The sequence below is a fragment of the Saliphagus infecundisoli genome, from assembly GCF_020177375.1.
Classification (GTDB): domain Archaea; phylum Halobacteriota; class Halobacteria; order Halobacteriales; family Natrialbaceae; genus Saliphagus; species Saliphagus infecundisoli.
The window spans coordinates 1-18746 of sequence record NZ_JAIWHV010000023.1 but is presented as its reverse complement, the minus strand read 5'-3'; the positions used below and the strand labels follow the sequence as shown (position 1 = coordinate 18746).

The 18746-nt window shown below is 58.6% G+C and carries 26 protein-coding genes; 22 read left to right on the top strand and 4 right to left on the bottom strand.

Annotated features, from left to right (window positions below):
- Nucleotides 1-146 precede the first annotated feature (146 nt).
- Nucleotides 147-791 carry a plastocyanin/azurin family copper-binding protein gene (locus LCF40_RS17980; protein ID WP_224829568.1) on the bottom strand — a complete coding sequence of 215 codons (645 nt, stop codon included), beginning with the start codon at nt 789-791 and terminating at the stop codon, nt 147-149.
- Between the two features lie 93 nt (nt 792-884).
- Between LCF40_RS17980 and LCF40_RS17975 the strand changes: the two genes are divergently transcribed.
- The 11 genes from LCF40_RS17975 to LCF40_RS17930 all read left to right on the top strand — a co-directional run bounded on the left by LCF40_RS17975 (nt 885) and on the right by LCF40_RS17930 (nt 7686).
- Nucleotides 885-1634, top strand: coding sequence for an SCO family protein (locus LCF40_RS17975; RefSeq protein ID WP_224829567.1), 750 nt, complete (start codon nt 885-887; stop codon nt 1632-1634).
- A 443-nt stretch (nt 1635-2077) separates the two neighbouring features.
- On the top strand, nt 2078-2407 hold the full coding sequence (locus LCF40_RS17970; protein WP_224829566.1) for a DUF8118 domain-containing protein: 330 nt from the start codon (nt 2078-2080) through the stop codon (nt 2405-2407).
- Nucleotides 2404-2592, top strand: a complete 189-nt coding sequence (locus tag LCF40_RS17965) for a hypothetical protein (RefSeq protein WP_224829565.1) — start codon at nt 2404-2406, stop codon at nt 2590-2592. The genes LCF40_RS17970 and LCF40_RS17965 overlap by 4 nt, the downstream gene beginning before the upstream one ends.
- Nucleotides 2585-2731 (top strand): DUF7563 family protein, encoded by a 147-nt coding sequence (locus tag LCF40_RS23795; protein ID WP_425504256.1) that lies wholly within the window; start codon nt 2585-2587, stop codon nt 2729-2731. The genes LCF40_RS17965 and LCF40_RS23795 overlap by 8 nt, the downstream gene beginning before the upstream one ends.
- 510 nt (nt 2732-3241) lie before the next feature.
- Entirely contained in the window at nt 3242-3697 is a 456-nt protein-coding gene (locus tag LCF40_RS17960; RefSeq protein WP_224829564.1) for a MarR family transcriptional regulator, read from the top strand.
- Nucleotides 3687-4094 carry a type II toxin-antitoxin system PemK/MazF family toxin gene (locus LCF40_RS17955; RefSeq protein ID WP_224829563.1) on the top strand — a complete coding sequence of 136 codons (408 nt, stop codon included), beginning with the start codon at nt 3687-3689 and terminating at the stop codon, nt 4092-4094. The genes LCF40_RS17960 and LCF40_RS17955 overlap by 11 nt, the downstream gene beginning before the upstream one ends.
- Nucleotides 4095-4503: 409 nt before the next feature.
- Nucleotides 4504-4824: a hypothetical protein gene (locus LCF40_RS17950; protein ID WP_224829562.1), complete on the top strand. Its 321-nt coding sequence runs from the start codon at nt 4504-4506 to the stop codon at nt 4822-4824.
- The gene (locus LCF40_RS17945) at nt 4817-5209 is read left to right on the top strand and encodes a hypothetical protein (RefSeq protein WP_224829561.1); all 393 of its coding nucleotides are present in this window, start codon (nt 4817-4819) and stop codon (nt 5207-5209) included. Before LCF40_RS17950 ends, LCF40_RS17945 begins: the two co-directional genes overlap by 8 nt.
- Nucleotides 5206-5379, top strand: a complete 174-nt coding sequence (locus LCF40_RS17940) for a hypothetical protein (RefSeq protein WP_224829560.1) — start codon at nt 5206-5208, stop codon at nt 5377-5379. Before LCF40_RS17945 ends, LCF40_RS17940 begins: the two co-directional genes overlap by 4 nt.
- A gap of 113 nt (nt 5380-5492) precedes the next feature.
- A complete protein-coding gene (locus LCF40_RS17935) occupies nt 5493-5705 on the top strand; it encodes a hypothetical protein (protein ID WP_224829559.1) in 213 nt (70 codons plus the stop codon).
- Between the two features lie 352 nt (nt 5706-6057).
- Nucleotides 6058-7686: a DNA cytosine methyltransferase gene (locus LCF40_RS17930; protein WP_224829558.1), complete on the top strand. Its 1629-nt coding sequence runs from the start codon at nt 6058-6060 to the stop codon at nt 7684-7686.
- A gap of 171 nt (nt 7687-7857) precedes the next feature.
- Here LCF40_RS17930 and LCF40_RS17925 read toward each other — a convergent pair whose 3' ends face one another.
- Nucleotides 7858-8220, bottom strand: coding sequence for a winged helix-turn-helix transcriptional regulator (locus tag LCF40_RS17925; RefSeq protein WP_345777863.1), 363 nt, complete (start codon nt 8218-8220; stop codon nt 7858-7860).
- Between the two features lie 78 nt (nt 8221-8298).
- Here LCF40_RS17925 and merA point away from each other — a divergent pair, with 78 nt between their 5' ends.
- Nucleotides 8299-9738, top strand: coding sequence for a mercury(II) reductase (merA, locus tag LCF40_RS17920; RefSeq protein WP_224829556.1), 1440 nt, complete (start codon nt 8299-8301; stop codon nt 9736-9738).
- 3 nt (nt 9739-9741) lie between these two features.
- On the opposite strand, the gene LCF40_RS17915 is transcribed toward merA, so the two are convergent.
- Complete coding sequence (locus LCF40_RS17915; protein ID WP_224829555.1) at nt 9742-10296, bottom strand: winged helix-turn-helix domain-containing protein; 555 nt, start codon at nt 10294-10296, stop codon at nt 9742-9744.
- Nucleotides 10297-10429: 133 nt separating this feature from the next.
- On the opposite strand from LCF40_RS17915, the gene LCF40_RS17910 reads away from it, so the two are divergent.
- Nucleotides 10430-12703, top strand: a complete 2274-nt coding sequence (locus LCF40_RS17910; RefSeq protein WP_224829554.1) for a heavy metal translocating P-type ATPase — start codon at nt 10430-10432, stop codon at nt 12701-12703.
- Between the two features lie 74 nt (nt 12704-12777).
- Here LCF40_RS17910 and LCF40_RS17905 read toward each other — a convergent pair whose 3' ends face one another.
- Nucleotides 12778-12906: a heavy-metal-associated domain-containing protein gene (locus LCF40_RS17905; RefSeq protein ID WP_224829553.1), complete on the bottom strand. Its 129-nt coding sequence runs from the start codon at nt 12904-12906 to the stop codon at nt 12778-12780.
- Between the two features lie 469 nt (nt 12907-13375).
- Between LCF40_RS17905 and LCF40_RS17900 the strand changes: the two genes are divergently transcribed.
- The 9 genes from LCF40_RS17900 to LCF40_RS17860 all read left to right on the top strand — a co-directional run bounded on the left by LCF40_RS17900 (nt 13376) and on the right by LCF40_RS17860 (nt 18576).
- The gene (locus LCF40_RS17900; protein WP_224829552.1) at nt 13376-13720 is read left to right on the top strand and encodes a hypothetical protein; all 345 of its coding nucleotides are present in this window, start codon (nt 13376-13378) and stop codon (nt 13718-13720) included.
- Nucleotides 13721-13725: 5 nt separating this feature from the next.
- Complete coding sequence (locus LCF40_RS17895) at nt 13726-14136, top strand: DUF7567 family protein (protein WP_224829551.1); 411 nt, start codon at nt 13726-13728, stop codon at nt 14134-14136.
- A gap of 352 nt (nt 14137-14488) precedes the next feature.
- Complete coding sequence (locus LCF40_RS17890) at nt 14489-14713, top strand: hypothetical protein (RefSeq protein ID WP_224829550.1); 225 nt, start codon at nt 14489-14491, stop codon at nt 14711-14713.
- Nucleotides 14714-15271: 558 nt separating this feature from the next.
- Nucleotides 15272-15589, top strand: a complete 318-nt coding sequence (locus LCF40_RS17885) for an SWIM zinc finger family protein (RefSeq protein ID WP_224829549.1) — start codon at nt 15272-15274, stop codon at nt 15587-15589.
- Nucleotides 15590-16189: 600 nt separating this feature from the next.
- The gene (locus LCF40_RS17880) at nt 16190-17116 is read left to right on the top strand and encodes a hypothetical protein (protein WP_224829548.1); all 927 of its coding nucleotides are present in this window, start codon (nt 16190-16192) and stop codon (nt 17114-17116) included.
- A 508-nt stretch (nt 17117-17624) separates the two neighbouring features.
- Nucleotides 17625-17954 carry a DUF8118 domain-containing protein gene (locus LCF40_RS17875; RefSeq protein WP_224829547.1) on the top strand — a complete coding sequence of 110 codons (330 nt, stop codon included), beginning with the start codon at nt 17625-17627 and terminating at the stop codon, nt 17952-17954.
- Nucleotides 17951-18136: a hypothetical protein gene (locus LCF40_RS17870; RefSeq protein WP_224829546.1), complete on the top strand. Its 186-nt coding sequence runs from the start codon at nt 17951-17953 to the stop codon at nt 18134-18136. The genes LCF40_RS17875 and LCF40_RS17870 overlap by 4 nt, the downstream gene beginning before the upstream one ends.
- Nucleotides 18129-18275: a DUF7563 family protein gene (locus tag LCF40_RS17865; RefSeq protein WP_198668079.1), complete on the top strand. Its 147-nt coding sequence runs from the start codon at nt 18129-18131 to the stop codon at nt 18273-18275. The genes LCF40_RS17870 and LCF40_RS17865 overlap by 8 nt, the downstream gene beginning before the upstream one ends.
- A 34-nt stretch (nt 18276-18309) precedes the next feature.
- Nucleotides 18310-18576 (top strand): hypothetical protein, encoded by a 267-nt coding sequence (locus LCF40_RS17860; RefSeq protein WP_224829545.1) that lies wholly within the window; start codon nt 18310-18312, stop codon nt 18574-18576.
- The last annotated feature ends 170 nt before the right edge of the window (nt 18577-18746 follow it).

Below are 18746 nucleotides of genomic sequence, written 5' to 3'. Positions count from 1 at the left end.
CACATTGTGAAGTTATTTCGAGTTTTCTGACGATTCAGTAACGCTTCTCATGCTTTCTCTGCAAGGATTCCACTGCTTCGCTGATCACTCTTTCCGACATGGAAGTCATCAGAGGGCCAACTACGCCTTCTGATTAGTGTTCGGGACTACTGTTGGGGGTTCGAGCCGCCAAAGCGAATGAACGCATAGGCTAGCGACAACGTCGCGAGCATCCCCGCGACGGTTGCAATCACGAGTGTCCAGGCCGCGTCGGGGACGAGCTGGATCGGGCCTTCGGCTGCCGAGCCCGCCCCAGAACTGACGGTGATGGTACCGACCATCCCGAGACTCGCGTGGGGGTCACACTGGTACTCGTACTCGCCTTCCACGTCGAACGTGGACTGGAAGGAGAAGTCCCCGCTCTCCAAGGACATGTGACCCTCCCAGTTGGCTTCACCCGGCTGGGACGTCGGGTTGACGTTGTGCTGGTTTGCGGTGTTCTGCCAGGCCCACTCGACGGTTGTTCCCGGTTCGATTGCGAGCTCCTCGGGCTCGAATGCGTTGTCCACGACGTCGATCGTCTCCGTCGCGCCACCTCCGCTACCGCCAGTCTCATTGCCGGCGCTCTCGTTACCACCGCCTCCGGTCTCATTACCACCCTCGCTTCCGTTGCCGGTTGCTTCTCCGCCACCGTCCTCGCCGCCGCCGCTCTCGTTCGCTTCCTCTTGGGCTCCGACGGGGGTCATCGCAGTCGTGGCAACGCCGACACTGAGCATGCCGCTGACCGCTTTGAGCAGTTCCCGTCTGTGCATACATCATCATCAGGGAAGATTTTCCATAGGCCTTGTGCCCCCTTCGACAATCAAACCAGACCATGGTTATACATGTCTCCAATTGTGCTATGCATGGACCGGCGTTCCTATCTTCGCCATACCGCGGCCGTCGGATCGATTCTTGGGGCAGGATGTCTCAGTACGTTTCGGGATTCTGGCCCAACAGTCCTCGACAAACCGGAGTGGCGGCGAGCGGAGAGTGAAGCGCTCTCGTTTCCGGCGTTCGAGGAACAACTTCCCGAAGTGACGCTCCCATCGCCGTTGCACGATCGCGAGGTGACGACGACCGAATTTGAAGGTGATCGTCACGTTCTCGTCACATTCATCTTCACCCGATGTATGGGCCCCTGTCCGGTGCTCACCAGCAATTTAGCACAGGTCCAGGTGGACGCCGCCGAAAACGGGTACGGAGACGAGATCGCTCTCCTTCCGATCACGTTTGATCCCCAGTTCGATACTGCCGAGCGCCTACAGGCGTTTAGCGAAGACCGAGGTGCCGATCCCACAGCCGATAACTGGCAGTTCCTCCGCCCGTCGTCATTTGACCGTGTGACGTCCGTCGTCAACGAGACGTTCGGCGTTGGCGTCGAGAAGACCGAGACGTACGATCTGGAGCCACGGGGGAATCAGAGCAATAACCAAACGGACGGAGACCAACAGAACACGGAGCACGACGGTGGCAACGCCCCGTTCGTTCACGTCGTCCTGACGGTGCTCGTCAACCGAGATGGTTACGTCGAACGTGCCTACGACGGGAGTAACACGCCGACGCCAGCAGTACTTATCGACGATCTCGGGACCGTACGGAACAGCTTTGACTAACCGTCGCTGCGAATAGCCGCTGAAACGTCCATGCCGCCTCTAACCCTCTCAAGAACGACCGCTTGAATCTGTCTCAATACACCTTTGCCGCGGAGGGAGTGATTGTCGTCCCGCTATCTGCGTCACCTGTACGTAACGCGAGAATCAGGCGAGAGCAAGCTGGAATTTTCGCGCCCTGACTCGCTCAAGAACACGGTTCGCATGGAAGATGCTTGAGTTACCCCACGTTTCCGATCTAAAATTGATTTTGAGGTTTTCATTGAGAATGAGACTGCCACTATCTCTACACAGGTTGAAACTTCGATGTAGATAGTCGATCCGTCGTGCATGTCTCATTGCTGGCTGAAAACGCCAATTACGTGGGGTAACCGTCCACTAGAACCACTCCCCGCAGCCCGCTCGTGGTGTTGGTCTCTCCCTGAGAGGGATGGAGGCGAAGTTAGATGGCACAACAGCGCCAGATCGACGCGATCGTACAGCGAGCTGATCACTACGAAACCAACGCGGGGCGCGAACTCCGCCAGCGTGCAGCAGCCCGAGTTCGCGCCCTCCGGAACCGAGACGTCGCCCCCGACGGAGGACTGATCACCGACAGTGGTGGTGACAGCTCGTCCGAACAGGCCTACACTCGTCACATCGAGCCACCTGAACAGGGCGGGGAAGCGTACGTCCGGTGCCGCGACTGCGAGCGCGAACTCCTCGTCGAACTCGGCGGGCGAGATCGCTTGCCCCACGCACCAGGATGCCCCCAACGCACGGGTGAGTCGCGATGAGTCCCACCCGCCAATCCTGGTCATCCGATCGGGTGAAATCCGAGCTTGAAGACGCGCTTGAGAATCTCCGCCGGCTCGACGAGCACCTTGCCGAGCCGCTGACGCTCAACGACTCGATCGTCGAACTCGAGACGACGATCGCTTTCTACGACCACCTCGCCGAGATGGAGGCCGACGATGCCTAACTGCGAGAACTGTGGCAGTCACGTGACAGAACAATACGCCAGGGTATTCGCTGGCAACGATGGGACGCTCCACGCTTGCCCGAACTGCCGGTCCCAAACTGACATCTTCGAGGGCGCTGGGGCAGATCTGGCCCAGTAACCGACGGAGGGTGGAAGGTGGGAGCGGCCAGCAGCTTGCTCCCACTGGTCGTGTTGGTTCACTCCAGAAGACCAGGAGTGCGAAGAGAGATGACGCCAGCGAAGCAGACCAAAGCAGCGGTCGAACAGCTCCCCGCCCAGCCACTCGTCTCGTGAGTTACCCCACAGAGGAGAGGTTAGTCCAGGCCGTGGGGTAACTCCGCAAACGGCGACCAACGCACCCGTTGTGCTCGGAGATGTTGTTCATCCCCTGGAGGGCTGCGGGGGAACGACTGTCCTCCGCGTGGTATTATGGCAATACTCCAAGCAGCGACAACATCGAACAGCTCCTGCCGTGGATGCTCGTGTCGAACGAAGATCGGGGTGAGAACCTGAGTGATCTGGCTTCGTTTCGGGGATAAGCGTCTCCCCATTCCTAACGGAAAGATCGATCTGTGTGAGGAATGTTGCTCCGCAGACTTTTTATGGCCTGACGTCATAAGACATAATCAGACATAGGTTGACACCAACTATGCCAATTGAAATTCAGCATGACGGCGACGATCCTATCGATGTTCGGCCGGGAACCAACGAAGCCCGGGTACTTGCCGTCCTCAGCAAATACCCGAATACTGCCTTCACGAAGACCGAGCTCGCAGAGCACGCCGACGTGAAGCAAACGAGCGTCTACAAAACCGTGGACCGTCTCGTGGAAAAGGGAGTCATTGAACGGCATTCCGACGGCGACCACGTTCATATCAATCATGATCGACGCGATGCTATCTATCGTCGCCTCCGGTCGTTCAAAGACGCCAACACGTTGGAACGAATGTTCGACGACGACTATTTCGAAGAGAACCCAAACTGGGCTAGTGACCTTCCCGACCTCGGCCAAGAACGTCTCCCGCAGCCGAATGTCGATGCGGAACAGGGAGACCATGAAGCGGATCTCGAGACGATAGCCGAGATGCCGGATCTTGACGAGTGACGTGCCCTCAGTTATGGATACTTATTACCCACAGGGAGCAGTTGTCGTTCTCGACCATGATCCATATGATGCTAAATCCAGTCGTCCTGCCCTCATTATTTCTGACGACAAACATCCTGACCGATACAACGAGACTGTCGAAGATCCTGCCTACACTGCTGCGTTTCTCACCACTGGATTCTATACGGACAACGCGTGGGCACGGAAAATCACCTACACCGACCTCGATGAGGGTAAAGCTCTTTCCCGACAGAACTCACACGTGATGCTCTGGGCTCTCCGCCCGATTTACGAGTCCGAAATCGACAAGCGCGTCGCGCAAGTCACCGAGGACTTCCTTTATGCCCTCGGCGACGATTACAAGACGTTTTTCGACCCCTCCGAAACACACCTGTGAAAAGTATAACCTCTCCATCAGCTTGATTCGAGAGGGTGACTCTGACACGAGGGTGCCGGGCTCATCAAGTGCCGGCATCCGGTCCACGCCTGTCGATACGTCGTTCAACCGGGCGAACTCCTGCACGCGAATCTCGGCGGGTTCAACTCGCTCGAACGCGGGGCTGCCCCACAGCCACCGTAGCCCGTATCCAGCCCGGACACGTCACCGAGACACCTGTCCGCACCGCACGGTAGTGTCGATTCACCCCCGAGAGGGGTAGAGGGGCGAGATGAAGGCAGTAGCTCGTCCCCTGGAAGTGAGTTCGAATGCCACTACTCGAGGTCTACGACCGCACGTTCGACGAAGACGTACCGCTCACCGAAGACGACAGCAGCCTCTCGAGTGAACCCGACGAGGGGTGGTGCTGATGGATCCCGAACTCCGTGAGCTCCATCAGGGCGCTCGAGAGGAACGGCGGCGGGCGCTTGATTCGGACCCTCACGCCGTTCCCGGCTACGGTCGACCCGGCGGGATCGATGATCCGGTACCAGACGCCGAGTACGGCGACGACCGCTCGGAACCGGCCGAGGGCTACCCCGAAGAGGCCGGCGAGGAACACGTCACGTTGCCGATCCCAGACGGCGCCGAGTACGATGTCGATGATCTCGATAACGGGACGGTTGTCGTCCAGTGGTGGTGCCCGGTCGGCGAGCACTCCGGCAATGTGGGGGCCGATCGGGATGACTGACGAGGAGATCGATGCCGAGGCGTATGCACCGATCATCCGCGATCGTGCCGAGCAGTTACACGACGTGGTTCACGAGTCGGACCACCTCGACGACACCAAGTTCGACTGCTGGGGTGCACGGGCGATCCTGCGCCTCGCCGAACTCGAGGCCGACCGGCCCGCCGAGCCCGCGCTCGATCACGAACACGACGCCTACGCCCACGAACGGGCAGCGACGATGGCTTCAATCGCGAGCGATCTGCTCTCGGCAGTCGCTCGCTCCGACGTCGTGACCGATGTCGAGACCGGCCGGCTGCTCGCTGGGAAGACCACAACGCACGAACTGGTTGCTGACCACCAGCAGGCGGCCCACTGGGTCCGCGAGGAAGCACGGCGAGACCGATGAGTCGCTCTCACTGTTCCGAGTGTGGCTACGAGGGGCCGAAAGAAGGACCGCTGCCCCAGCGGGGCTCGGACGTGATTCCGATCTACGAGTGTCCCAACTGTGGCGACGTCGCCGCGATCGGCTGCTCGTGTGACGATCCCGACAGCCACGACCCAGCAACCCCGGCGTGACTGCCTGCGCGCACCGCACATCCGGTGGCGTTGGTCACCCCCCGAGAGGGGCAGAGGTACGATGGGATGGAGCGAGATGTCACGAACAGACGACTCGGTCAAGGTGACCACCGATGCCTTCTGAAGAGAGCCAAACGATGCTTTCCAGGTTTGGGGGCGGTGATCTAGAGCGGCTCCAGCTACGGACAGGGAGCTTCGAAGACCGCAAACGGATTGAGGTCTATTGTGAATCGCTCGATCTCGACCGACTGGCGTACGTCAACGTGACGAAAGAGACGATCTCACTCTGCGACGCCGAGCACTCTCGGCTCTACAAGTTGGAGTAGGGTCGCGACGACCACTGGGCCGGCTACGCTCCCCGGACGTCGACGTTTGCAGGATCGAGTCGTCCGGCCACCTTCAAGCGTGCCGATCTTCAAGACGCGATCGACGAGGCGGCTTCGAGAATTCGAGACGCGAACCACAACGAACAGTGATCCTAACCGGCGGCGGTATCGCCGGTTTGCTCACCACCTCTCTCGATGGGACTCTCTTCGTTACCCCACGGAGGAAACAGAATACGAGGGCGTGGGGTAACTTGGAACCTTGCCGCTGTTCCTCAACTCGACGGGCTGCGGACTGCACCGCACGTCGGTGGCGTTGTTCGACCCCCTCGACAAGGGGTGGAGGGTTCAAAAGATGACAAACCGATCAGACGAGGCCGTTCGTGCCGTGGACCTGTTTTGCGGCGGTGGGGGTCTTTCAACGGCCCTCGCAGAAGCCTGCGAAGAGTTGGACCGCGACGTCGAACTCGTTGCAGTCAATCACTGGGGGAAGGCTATCGAAACTCACCAACGAAACCACCCGTGGGCGGCGCACCTCAACGCGAAAGTCGAGGAACTCTACCCGCCCGACGTCGTCGACCCTGGAGCCGTCGATCTCCTCATCGCCGCTCCCGAGTGTACGCACTTCTCGGCCGCCCGAGGCGGCAAGCCGGTGACCGAACAGCAGCGTGCGAGCCCGATGCACGTCCTCGACTGGATCGGCAAACTCCAACCCGAGTCGGTTCTCCTCGAGAACGTCCCCGAGTTCAAATCGTGGGGACCCATCGTCGATGGTGAACCGACGCGTGACGGGACGAAATTCGACGCCTGGAAAACCCAGCTGGAGGCCGACCGCTATTCGGTTCGCCACACGACGTTGAACGCGGCGGACTACGGTGATGCAACCTCTCGCCGCCGCTTCTTCGTCATGGCGCGTCGGGACTATCGTCCCGCGTTCCCCGACCCAACCCACAGTCAGAACGGCGACGAGCCGGGTACCGACGAGTGGCGCAGTGCTGCGGAGATCATCGACTGGGACGAGCTCGGCGACTCGATCTGGACGCGCTCTCGGCCCCTGTCGAACAACACGATGCAGCGGATCGCCGAAGGCATCCGCCAACACTGTGCCGACAGTCTCGCGCCGTACGCAGACGCCATCGCCGAGATCACGCCCGAAGACGTCGAAGCGATGCAAGACGACGTGGTTGCCCTCGACGATCTCGAGCACACAGCCGACGAACGCGACGATCCGTTCCTCGTGGAGGGGCCAGCAGCCGATCCTGACGCCGATGAGACCGAGTTTTCGACGACGATGGTGATGGGACAGCACTCGAACGCACTGGCGAAGGACGCCACCGAAAGTCCCGTCCCGACGGTCGCCACGCGGGGGGCGATCCACTGTATCCACACTGACCCGTTCGTTCTTCCACGAAACGGAGCGTTCCGAGGGCTGCACTCAAACACGACCTACGAGCCGGACGAGTGTTCACTCCGCACGGTGACGGCGAAAAACCACGATGGGCACCTCGTTTGGCCGTTTCTCGTCCCATACAAGAGCGAACGAGAAGGGCAGTGTCCCCGAACGCACGAGATCGAGGAGCCGTACCCGACGATCACCGCAACTGGGTCCGATCCGTACCTTGCTCGTCCGTTCCTGGTGGAATACTACGGGAATTCCGACGTGGAGTCAATCGACGAGCCGCTCCCGACGGTAACGACGAAAGATCGTCACGCGCTGTGCATCCCAGACTGTTACCCGTGGGGACTCGATCTCCGCTACCGGATGCTCCAACCACGGGAGCTTGCTGTGGCCCAAGGCTTTCCCGAAGCGTACGAGTTCGCCGGGAACAAGACTCAGATCACGAAGCAGATCGGGAACGCTGTGCCAGTTAGCCTCGGCAAAGCACTCGTGAAGCACCTGCTGCTTCCGACGAACCAGCCGACTGTCACCCAGTACGAGACGCCCCAGACGGTCGCCGACGGAGGTGAAACTGCCGACAACTAGCCGTTACTCCATGGTAGATTCAGAGGGGGTAGCGGAGATTCTCACACTAGTTGATGTGGATAGATAGAAGATATGTTGAAATCGGCGTGCAAGACTTAGAGAGTGAGTTCAGTAGACTGACCTTGTTTGTTCCGAGCAATTTGAGTTCATTCAGCTAACCAATAGAGGTGCTTATTGAGTGGCCGTGCCAGATCGAGTCATCGTCCACTCCAGCAGTGGTTCGAGCCGCTCGCGCACTTCGTGACCTTCCTCGGTCAGTGCATACTCCACGCGCGGCGGAATCTCGTTGTACTGCGTGCGCGACACCAGTCCAGCCTCCTTGAACTCGTCCAACCGCTTCGAGATCGTCGAGGTGCTGGCACTCGCGAGGTGGTCTTCAATCTCGGCGAAGCGAAGCGAGTCGTGGGCGCCGATGATGCTCACCAACTGCATCGCGTATTTTCGACTGAGCGTGTTGATCACGCCCGTCAGTGGACAGTAACACGTCCCGTCAACGTCGCACGTCGGTTCCGGTGAAGAAGTAGCGTCTGCCATTACTTAGAGGCCTCCAACCTACTCAATAGCTTTGGACTCCACAGTATAATAACTTCGCGTTACAAACTATAGACCAAGATGACGACTTCTCGCTCGTATGACCTCGTAATTCTCGGCGGCGGCTCAGCGGCCTTTGCGGCCATCACAGAGGCCGACCGGCGCGACCTCTCAATCGCGATAGTGAACACTGGACTGCCACTCGGCGGGACGTGCGTGAACGTCGGCTGTATCCCGAGCAAGCACCTCCTGGAAGTGGGAAAGACGGCCTACGAGCCGCCGAACACTCCCTTTGATGCGGTCGAATACGACGACGACCAACCGGCAACGAACTGGGCGGCAGCCATCGACGAGAAGGACGAGATCGTCGCCTCGCTCCGCGAACAGAACTACATCGACGTGGCGGAACACTTCGGCACAGACATCTACGAGGGATACGGCTGCCTCGTCGACAACACGACCATCGGGGTTGTCGATGGTGCCGACGCCGGCACGACGATTTCCGGAGAGAAGGCGCTCGTGGCGACCGGTAGTTCTCCGGATATCGTGCCTATCGACGGAATTGACACAGTGGAATACGAGACCAGCGAGACCATCCTCGAACGCTGCGACCTCCCCACGAGCATCGTGATGATCGGTGGTGGCTATGTCGCGCTTGAGTGGGGCCAGATCCTCCACCATATGGGAACGGACGTGACGATCCTCCAGCGGTCGAACCGCGTCCTGTCTGAGATGGAGGGCCAGCTCGGGCGTGAACTCCAGCGGTGCTTCGAGGCGGAGGGAATCACCGTCGAGACGGGTGTGGACATCGAGCGGGTCTCCGAGGGAAGCGAGACGGGATACGGCGTCACCGTCGAGGCCACGGTTGCCGGCGACTCACAGACGTTCACGGCTGCCGACCTCTTCGTCGCTACCGGTGTCAGCCCGAACACCGACGACATCGGACTAGATGAGATCGGTATCGAGACTGACGGATCGGGCGCCATCGTCGTGGATGACGGGTTCCAGACTGGAAATCCGGACGTGTACGCGGCCGGAGACTGCATCGGGGAGCCGATGCTGGAGACCGTTGCCGCCAAGGAGGGTAACCACGCCGTTAATAACGCATCCGGCGACGAGGGCTCAACCATCGACTACCACACTGTCCCGAAGGTGGTGTTCACCAGCCCTGAAGTCGCCAGCGTCGGCACCACCGAATTGGAGTATATGAACGAGCACGGTACCTGCACGTGCCGAACGGTGAAGATGGACGACGTCCCGAAGGCGAAGGCCGTCGAGGACACGCGTGGGTTGGTGCAGGTCGTCAAGCACCACGAAACCGACGAAATCGTCGGCGTCCACATGGTTGGGCCACGGGCCGCCGACATGATCCCCGAGGCGACGCTGGCCGTGAAGTTCGACCTCACCGTCGATGACATCATCGACACAATCCATCCATTCCCGACGTTCTCCGAGGCGTTCAAACACGCCTGTCAGGCGTTCCGCCGGGACACCTCGAAGATGAGCTGTTGCGTCGAGTGATGCTCAGTCGTTCTCCCCGAACACGTCTTCGAGGCCACCGGTTTCGCTCAGATCGATGAGGGCCTGGTTCAACAGTTCACGGAGGACGAACTCCTCGTAGTACTGGGTTTCGCAGTACTCGCAGGGCTTCATCTCGCGGGCGACCGCCTCTATCTCGTCGCCGTGTTCCGTGTACAGCGTCTCAACGAGCGACTCCAACTCCTCAGTCGCGGTAGCCTGCGTCCCCGTGAGGCTCTCGTCGGCCCCTTCCGGAAGGTCATAGGAGAAGACTCGCGTGTTCGACTTGTAGTACTTCCGCGTGCCGCCACCGGCCTCCTCAAGCCGGGCAATCTCGACCATTTCGGCGTCCTTCAGGACGTTCACGTGGTGCCGCGCTGTCGTCTCGGCCTTGTCCTCGCCGCGCCGCTGCAGTTCTTCATGAATCCCCTCGATCGTCATCTCTTCCTCGGCGAGCATGTCCAGTATCTTCGCTCGCACGTCATTCTCGAGGGCTTTCGCCTTCTCAGGGTCGGTCGTGACGACCTCGCGGATCGGCACGTCGGATTCAAGCAGGGCCATTTCCTTGCCATCGGGTAGGAGAACAACGGTAGTAAGAGTAACGCCACGCATCCGACTACGGTTCGAAATACCTGACACCGTTATAATTTCTATCGTAATGGTTATGGGCGTCCCGTGACAAGGATGACTCAAGATGGGAACGACACAGAAACAGTTCAACGTCGGCGGAATGTCTTGCTCGTTCTGCGCGGAGAGCATCGAGAAGGCATACCACCGCACCGACGGGGTTGAGGACGTCGATGTGAGCCTCGCCCACGAGGAGGTACTCGTCCAGTACGACGACGACCGCATCGACGAGGTCGAAGTGAAGGACACGCTCCGCGACCTCGGTTACTCGATCCGCGACCCGGACAAGGAGAAGCGGTACGAAGAGCAGCAGGCCGAACTCGCCGACGGTAAGCGTCGGCTCGTCCTCGCGGGGAGCGCCTCTATCGTCGTCGCCGCGTTGATGGGTTGGATGATAGTCGTGATGGGCCGTTTCGAGTCCGAATCGCTGGCGATGGATCTCGGTGCGCTCACGCTGGCCCTTGGAACGATGTTCGGCCCCGGCCGCTACATCAAGGAGAAGGCCTATCAGAGCCTTCGTCGGGGCATCCTCAACCAGCACGTCCTGTTGGAGGCGGGCGCCTTCGCCGGGTTGCTCGGCGGATTCCTCGGTCTGTCCGTCTTTCCGGGGTTCCCGACCGTCCACTTCTTCGCCGTCTCCGTATTCATCACCACCTATCACATTCTCTCGGAGTATACCAGCCTCATCGTCCGTACGCGAGCGTCGCAGGCCGTCCAGAGCCTCCTCGACCTCCAACCGGACACCGCACGCCGCATCACCGAGGACGGCGCCAAGGAAGTCCCGGTCGACGATCTTGATGTCGGCGACCGCGTCCGCGTCAAACCCGGTGAGAACATCCCCGTCGACGGCGAGGTCGTCGACGGCAAATCAACCGTCGATGAGTCGGTTGCCACCGGCGAGTCCATCCCCGAGGAGAAATCTGCAGGCGACGAGGTGATCGGTGGCAGCGTCAACGAGACCAGCACGCTGTTGGTCGAAGTCACCGAGACCGGCGAGGACGCGTTTCTGAATCAGGTCGCTCACGAGATTGAAGAAGCGCGAGCAATGAAACCCGGGATCATTCAACTCGCCGACCGCGTTCTGCGGTACTTCGTCCCCACCGTTTTGACCATCGCCGCGCTGGCCTTCCTGTTCTGGCTGGTCACGCCGTTCACGTGGGATGCCAGCCCGAACGTTCAGCGCGGTGCCTTCGCGGCGCTGGCCGTTCTCGTCCTCGGGTATCCCTGTGCGCTCGGGATGGCGACGCCGCTCGCCCTAATCCGCGGCGGCGGAAAGGCGGCAAACCACGGCATTCTGATGCGCTCCGGGGACGCCTTCCAGATCTTCCCCGACGTCGACCGCATGGTCTTGGACAAGACAGGCACCATCACGGTCGGCGAGCCCGCCGTCAGCGAGGTCGTTGGACTCGATGGTGCTGAGTCCGAGGTGCTGGCGACGGCAGCGGGTGCAGAGGCGTTCTCCGAACATCCGCTCGCCGGCGCAATTCTCGAGTGTGCCGACGAGCGTGGCGTGGAATACGCCGACCCCGAGACGTTCGATTCTGTCACCGGCAAGGGCATCCGGGCAACCGCCGACGGTGACGACGTCCTCGTGGGGAAGCCGGGCTGGCTCGCTGACGAGGGCATCGATCTCTCGCGTGTGGCCGCTGAGATCGAGCGCCTCCAGCATCGCGGCCTCACGGTCTCGGGCGTCGTCCGTGACGGCGATCTTGTGGGCCTGATCGGCATCGGCGATGAAATCAAGGTCGACGCCGCTGCGACCGTCCAGCGAATGCACGACACCGGTATCACGCCCGTCATGATCACCGGTGACAACGCGCGTACCGCCGAAGCGGTCGCCGAGGAGGTAGGCATCGACCGCGTGATGGCCGACGTGCTGCCCGACGAGAAGCGCGAGGAGATCGGTCATCTGCAGGATGAAGGGCACCGCGTGGCGATGGTTGGCGACGGCATTAACGACGCCCCGGCACTCACGCAGGCCGACATCGGCATCGCTATCGGCGCGGGGACGGACATCGCCATCGAGTCCGCCGACATCGTGCTGATGGGCGATCGGCTGGGCGGCGTGATGGACGCCCACGAGATCGGCCGAGAGAGCTACCGGAAAACTCGACAAAATCTCGTAGCAGCGTTCTCGTTCAACGGTATTGGTGTCGCGGCGGCGACGACTGGCCTCGTCCACCCCGTGTTCGCGATGATTGCGATGGTGCTGTCCGTGTCGGCGGTGCTGGCCAACAGCTTCGCGAGTCAGCTCCTCTCCGGCGAGGGTGTCAACACTGACTTCGCCGTCGAAAACGGTGACACAGGCGGGGTCGTAGAAGAAGGAGCGACTGCCGATTAGGCCGTTACGTCGTAGCCCGCGTCCTTGATGGCGACTTCGATGTCGTCGTCCACAACGTCATCCTGTACGACGAGTTAAACGGTGTCACCATCGTGGTCGGCGTCGACGCGGGTGACCCCCTCGGCGGTCTGGAGGGCGTTCTCGACGTTCTGTTCGCACCCGTTGCACGACATTCCCGTGACGGAGATCGTCTTGCGTTCCATATAAATCAGTCTGACCTGTTCGCCAAAGACTGTTACGATAATCTTTGTAGTAGTCGAAGGGTGGTCAAACCAGACTATCTGGTATAGCTCTCGTCTCTGAAACACTCCTCACAGCATCCCTCGTCGAATCGGAGGATCATTCGTGGATCCTCGATATGATTCCTTCTTGTGCGAGATACGCGCGTTACATCTTGCACGGCGTTTCTGACAACTTCTGAATAGATCTACTTCAAAACTATGGACTGCTTCGATGATCCCTGTCAGACCGCGATCGTGACGCGTCGAGAGAGCGTCGGCATATCGCTCTCTCGAACGAGCAGCGGACGGCCAGTGGCGTTGGTCGACCCTCAGAGAGGGCTGGGGTTTCAGAGAGGTTTCGCACAGACGAACTGGCAGTAGCACAGCTACCGACCACTCGACTCGATAACGGGTGGATTGCGACGACCACCGACACCGGGGGTGGGACGTGATGGTCGCCAACCTGTTGGCCCACGTCGACAGTGCTGAGGCTGCTTCGGAGACGCTGACCGAGTCGCAGGCGTGGGAGCTTCGCAACGGCGTTCGGGCTGCTATCGAACGCGGTGAGGAGAGCCTGTCGCTTTCGTCGGCAGCCCTCTCGGCTGACCGATGGCACCACTGGGGCATCGGCGTCTCCGTCTGGCTCCACGACAGCGGTGTGGTCGTTCTCCAGAAAGACGGGAACACGATCGTCACCGACATCGCGATGCTCGATCACGTCTCACAGGTGTTGGCCGGCGCTCACGGGAAAGTTGGACGGACCACCCGCATCGACCCCGACGGAAGTGAGGCTTGATCAGTATGGGAATCGTCGAAACCGAAGACCGCTATAGTGGCGTGTTCGACGTCGTGAAGTGTCCAGTCTGTGGGTCCGACAAGTGGACCCACCTCGTATACCAGGGCGTGTTCTGCAGGAACTGCAACACGAAATGCACACTTCGGGAACCAGCGGGCGATCAGGGGTTCATCACAGAGTTCGACGGCACGTACACCTGGTCGGTCGACGATGGCGAGAAAATCCCCGAAACCGAGGAGTATGCCCCGGTCGCTTCGGGAAAGTGGCTTGGGACCGAGAACATTGGCTACCACCGGCACTGGTTTTCGGCGCGCGCAGACCACGTTCACGACGACTGTGAGTGGGAACCAGCTTGGAATCGAGAGCCAAAGAACGAGAACGAGGACGAGCATAGTTACCCCACGACCGAGAGATGATCAACACTCGTGGGGTAACTCACCCAGATCAAGCCCCACCATCAGACCAGTGGCTGCCCGATCGCACGAACGCCAGCCGGTGGTGGTGTTCGTCCCTTGGAGAGGGGCAGAGGGATGACGCGATCAACTCGTCCTGACAAGGACCCTCAGATGCAACACCAGTGTTCAACCCCTGACCACGAGTCGCCTCATCGAACCACGACGTCGATCCCTCGAGTGCAGTGCTTGGGGACGGCGTGGTCGCACGATCCGACGTTTCTCACGATTCGAACGGCATCCCCACTCGTCCTCGAGTGTCCGATCTGCCAGCTCACCATCCAGGTCGATCCCGTTGAGGATGGCGGTGATCACGATGAGTGAGAAGGAAATCGAAGCGAAGATCCTCGACGGTCTTCGCGATCGAGGGATCGCACGGCCGATTCCGATGAACGACACGGCTGGCGACCCGTGTCCAGTCTGCACCGAACCGATTCCCGAGAACAGCCACAAAACGCTCAACCTTGGGTTGCCCGACTACTGTTCGCTGGCCTGTCAGTTGGAAGCTGAAGACGGTACAGAGAGCGAAGACAGTGTCTGATACCGGTGGAACCGCCCCCAACTGGTCACTGGATCCGAAGCACACAGCCGTGGCGTTGGTCGACCCTTCGGAGAGGGGTGGAGGCGAACAGAGATGAATCAGAACACCCAATCCCGGAGCGGAACGTACCGCTGTCCCCACTGCCAATACCAGAACAAACTGGCCAGAAGGATGGGCTTCACGCGTGCTCGCTGTCGCAACGAGAACTGTGAGGTCCGCAGCTTCCATACAGGGCCGTCGTATTAATCAGTGGGAGAAGACAGGACAGCTCACTGGGTTGCGCCCCAGGTTGTGTTGATCGCTCTCCTGAGCGCTGAGAGTCGAGATGATCACCGCCAGCGAAGCTTCAGATCCGATCGTCGCAGAGTTCACGCCTGAACCACCGCTGACCCTCGAGTCCAGGTCGGCCAATTCCCGCGTCGAAGTGCTAACCGATCCAGAGCAGACGAACACCAGCTGTGATTTCTGCGGAAGGTTTGGAGTGGTCGAGAGAGAGACCGCTGGGAAACCGCCGAGAATCTCGACCTGCCGCTCATCTGTCCCGACTGTGAGTAACCCATGCCAGCACATCCACTTGATCGCCTTGACACGACCGAGCGGACGCTCGAACGCGCTCAATACGAAGCCTTCGAGTTCGAACTCATCGAACAGGGTGTGGTCGTCCGCAACGCGAGCCACGAAGACCCGAGCGACCACGAGTACCTCGTGACGATCGACGGCGGCTTGCCGGACAGTTGCACGTGTCCAGCAGACGAGCACCACCAGGGGGCGTGCAAACATCGAGCCGCAGTCGCGATTCGAACGGCCGTCCTCGACTCGGCGTATAATCTCCAACGCGTTCGAAACCTCTCCGGTCGGCCAGTCGCTACTCAATGAGCAATACGTGCGGTCGTGTTACATCGAGCGTGCTTACTGATCATGCGCCACAGAAAGTATCTCGGTTAATTAAAAACAAGAGATTAGTGAAAATCTCCGGAGTTAATCCGTATTCGGCTCCTGTCTCTATTAGCTATGATCGGAAAGAACCAGTCTGAAAATGTGTTGTATAATGACCCTCCTTCAGCCGACGAAGATGTAGCGAAGCTCCGCCTCCAATTGAGTCACTTGTCTCTCACGGAATTAGAGAGGGAAGAAGTGGTGAACTGGGACAGAGACGAGCACGTTGTGAGGAAAGGTCCTCGTTTCGACGAAAAGTGGACAGAAAATGAACGGTCAATTGGACAGTAGCGAGAGCCGCTACTTCAGTCACCTGTATGTAACGATAGCGCCGCTCTGTCGATCGGCGAAACTCGACCAATGTTACATCGGAGTGCGAACCTAACGCGATCACTTCTGTAAAATCATATGGATATCGATAGAGTCGTGCTGCATACACAGCGCGAATGCAGCAGTTGGGGTAGTCAGCGGAAAACTGATCCTCTGTCTGATGTGAGTTAGAGCAAGAGTAAAGTTTTGTTAGCATGAGATACTGATAGTATGTGGGGAAAAGAAGTTGACAAAAGATATTGGCTATTATTGCTACTTTCGAGCATAGTTTTACTTGGTTTTCCTGCTGTGTTTATCATCGCTCCCTTAACCCAGTTCTCTTACTTAGAGTTGACACAAGCTGTAGCACCTGCAGGTTCGCTCATTTTTGCCATTATTCTCGCCTTCCTGTACTTGAATCTCGGGATTGCCCAAGAGCGACAAACGGAACTTATAGCAAAGCAAACTGACATCCAAGATAAACAAAATGAGATATTGGAGAGACAAGTTTCCCTAAACAGAACTCAATTCGAGCCAGATATCGAGGTTTTAGAATCATCACCCATTTTGAGTAATCCGGATTTCGGGGTTGAGAATAATTTGTACACTGTGAAACTTGCCAATAAGGGAGAAGGAGTTGCGAACCATCTTAACCTGTGGTGTGAATTACTCTACTATGATGGAGATAGCTTTATTCTGATAGATGATATCCGCTTAGAGATGGATGGACGGCCATTTAACTTACGGCCTGCTCTCGACTCTCTCGTGTCGCCTAAGCAGTTTGAATCCGACCAGATGCGACATTATGGAGGGTATCTAGAACCAGGGGAAACAGCCGAGTATCAAGCCGAGATCGGATTTTTAGGGTTTGAACGTGGTATTCCAGCAGAGACTATCATCTTCACAGATGTTCTTCAAATTCTTCGAGAGAATACCATTAACAATCTTGATATCCATCTGTGGTTGGTATATAAAGACCATATGGGTCAGAACCACTTTTCGAAAGTTGAATCGGGCCATTTCGACGTCTACCAGACTGATAATCTTGAGGAGGCAATAGGGGGGCCTCCTGGACATTTCCAATTAGAGGATGACAGGATGGTCGAACGGATTAAGAAGTTAAATATCGAGCCAGCAAACGTCCATCAGAGATATTAGATGAGACCAGTGATATGTGGAATGAACATTTCATTGAGATGGTTTATGTCCTCAAAATACCAGATTGGCTACCTTGTTGAAACCCTCATTCGAGGACATGCTTGAAGCGTTTTGCTTCATACTCTCTATATTTAGCAGGCTTCTCTTGGCAGATATCGGAGGAATAGGTTGCTGCGCCGTTACCTGCTTGACCTGTACGTAACGCGAGAATCAGGCGAGAGCAACCTGGAATTTTCGCATTCTGAATCGCTCGAGAACACGACTCGCATGGAAGACGCTTTAGTTACCCCACAGATCCATCTAAAAGCGATTTTGAGGTTTTCATTGAGAAAGAGATGAGCACCGTTCCGAAACAGATTGCAACTCCAATGTGGATAGTCGGTCCGTCGTGCCTGTCTCATTGGCGGCTGAAAACGCCAATTACGTGGGGTAACCATCTACTAGAACCACTCCTCGCAGCCCGCTCGTGGTGTTGGTCGTCCCCTGAGAGGGGTGGAGGCGAAGTTAGATGGCACAACAGCGCCAGATCGACGCGATCGCACAGCGAGCCGACCACTACGAAACCGACGCAGGTCGCGAACTCCGACAGCGGACCGCAGCCCGAGTTCGTGCGCTACGAGATCGAGACGCCATCACCGACGGTGCAACGATTGCCGACAGCGGTGGTAAGACGACGGTCGAATCGGCGTACACGTACCACACCGAGCCACCCGAACAGGGCGGGAAAGCCTACGTCCGGTGTCGGGATTGCCAGCGCGAGCTCCTCGTCGACCTCGGTGGCCGCGATCGTCTGCCCCACGCTCCGGGGTGCCCCCAACGCAGGGGTGAGAACCGATGAGCCCCCGCAATTCCTGGTCGAGCAACCGAGTCAAAACCGAACTCGATGATACGCTCGAAACCCTTGACCGTCTCGAAAACCACCTCCTTGAACCGTTAACGCTCACCGAGTCGATCGGCGAACTCGAGACGACGCTCGCTCTCTACGATCAGCTCACAGAGACGGAGAGTACCGATGGCTAAGTGCGAGAACTGCGGCGGTCACGTCAGCGACCAGTACAAACTCGTGTTCGCGGACAACCAGGGCACGCTCCATGCTTGTCCCCACTGTCGAAGCCAGACAGACCGCTACGACGGAGCCACCGCTGGCCTCAACAATTAACCTACTGCCAGCACATATCGAAACCATACCCCCGATGGGCTCTTCAGACAACCCGGAGAAAGCGCTCGAGCAGTTTCAGTCGCTCGCACTCGTCGAAGACGGCTGGATCCCGACTCGGGGGTACCTGATCCTCGTATTAGATCGAGACGCTGACGCTGGCCTCTTCGATCTCCTCGATATTGCTAAGCGGTTCGACATGGATGGCGACATTCGTATCATCACCGATGTTCGCCACGACGGCGAGTTGCGCGACACCGTCCATCTCGAGTCGATCGACCGCGTTGAACCCCCTCGATCGTGAGTTACCCCACGCCCCGGATTGTCCTCGATATTGAGCTTTTCATCGAGCAAAGAGCTATCTTCACTCGACGCCTAGTTTGAACATTGTGACACGTCCAGTCGGAACGAAAGAAGAATTGGAAGCACGGCGACGGCGTGCCGTCGCCATGTTGGAGCTTGGCCACAGTCCGT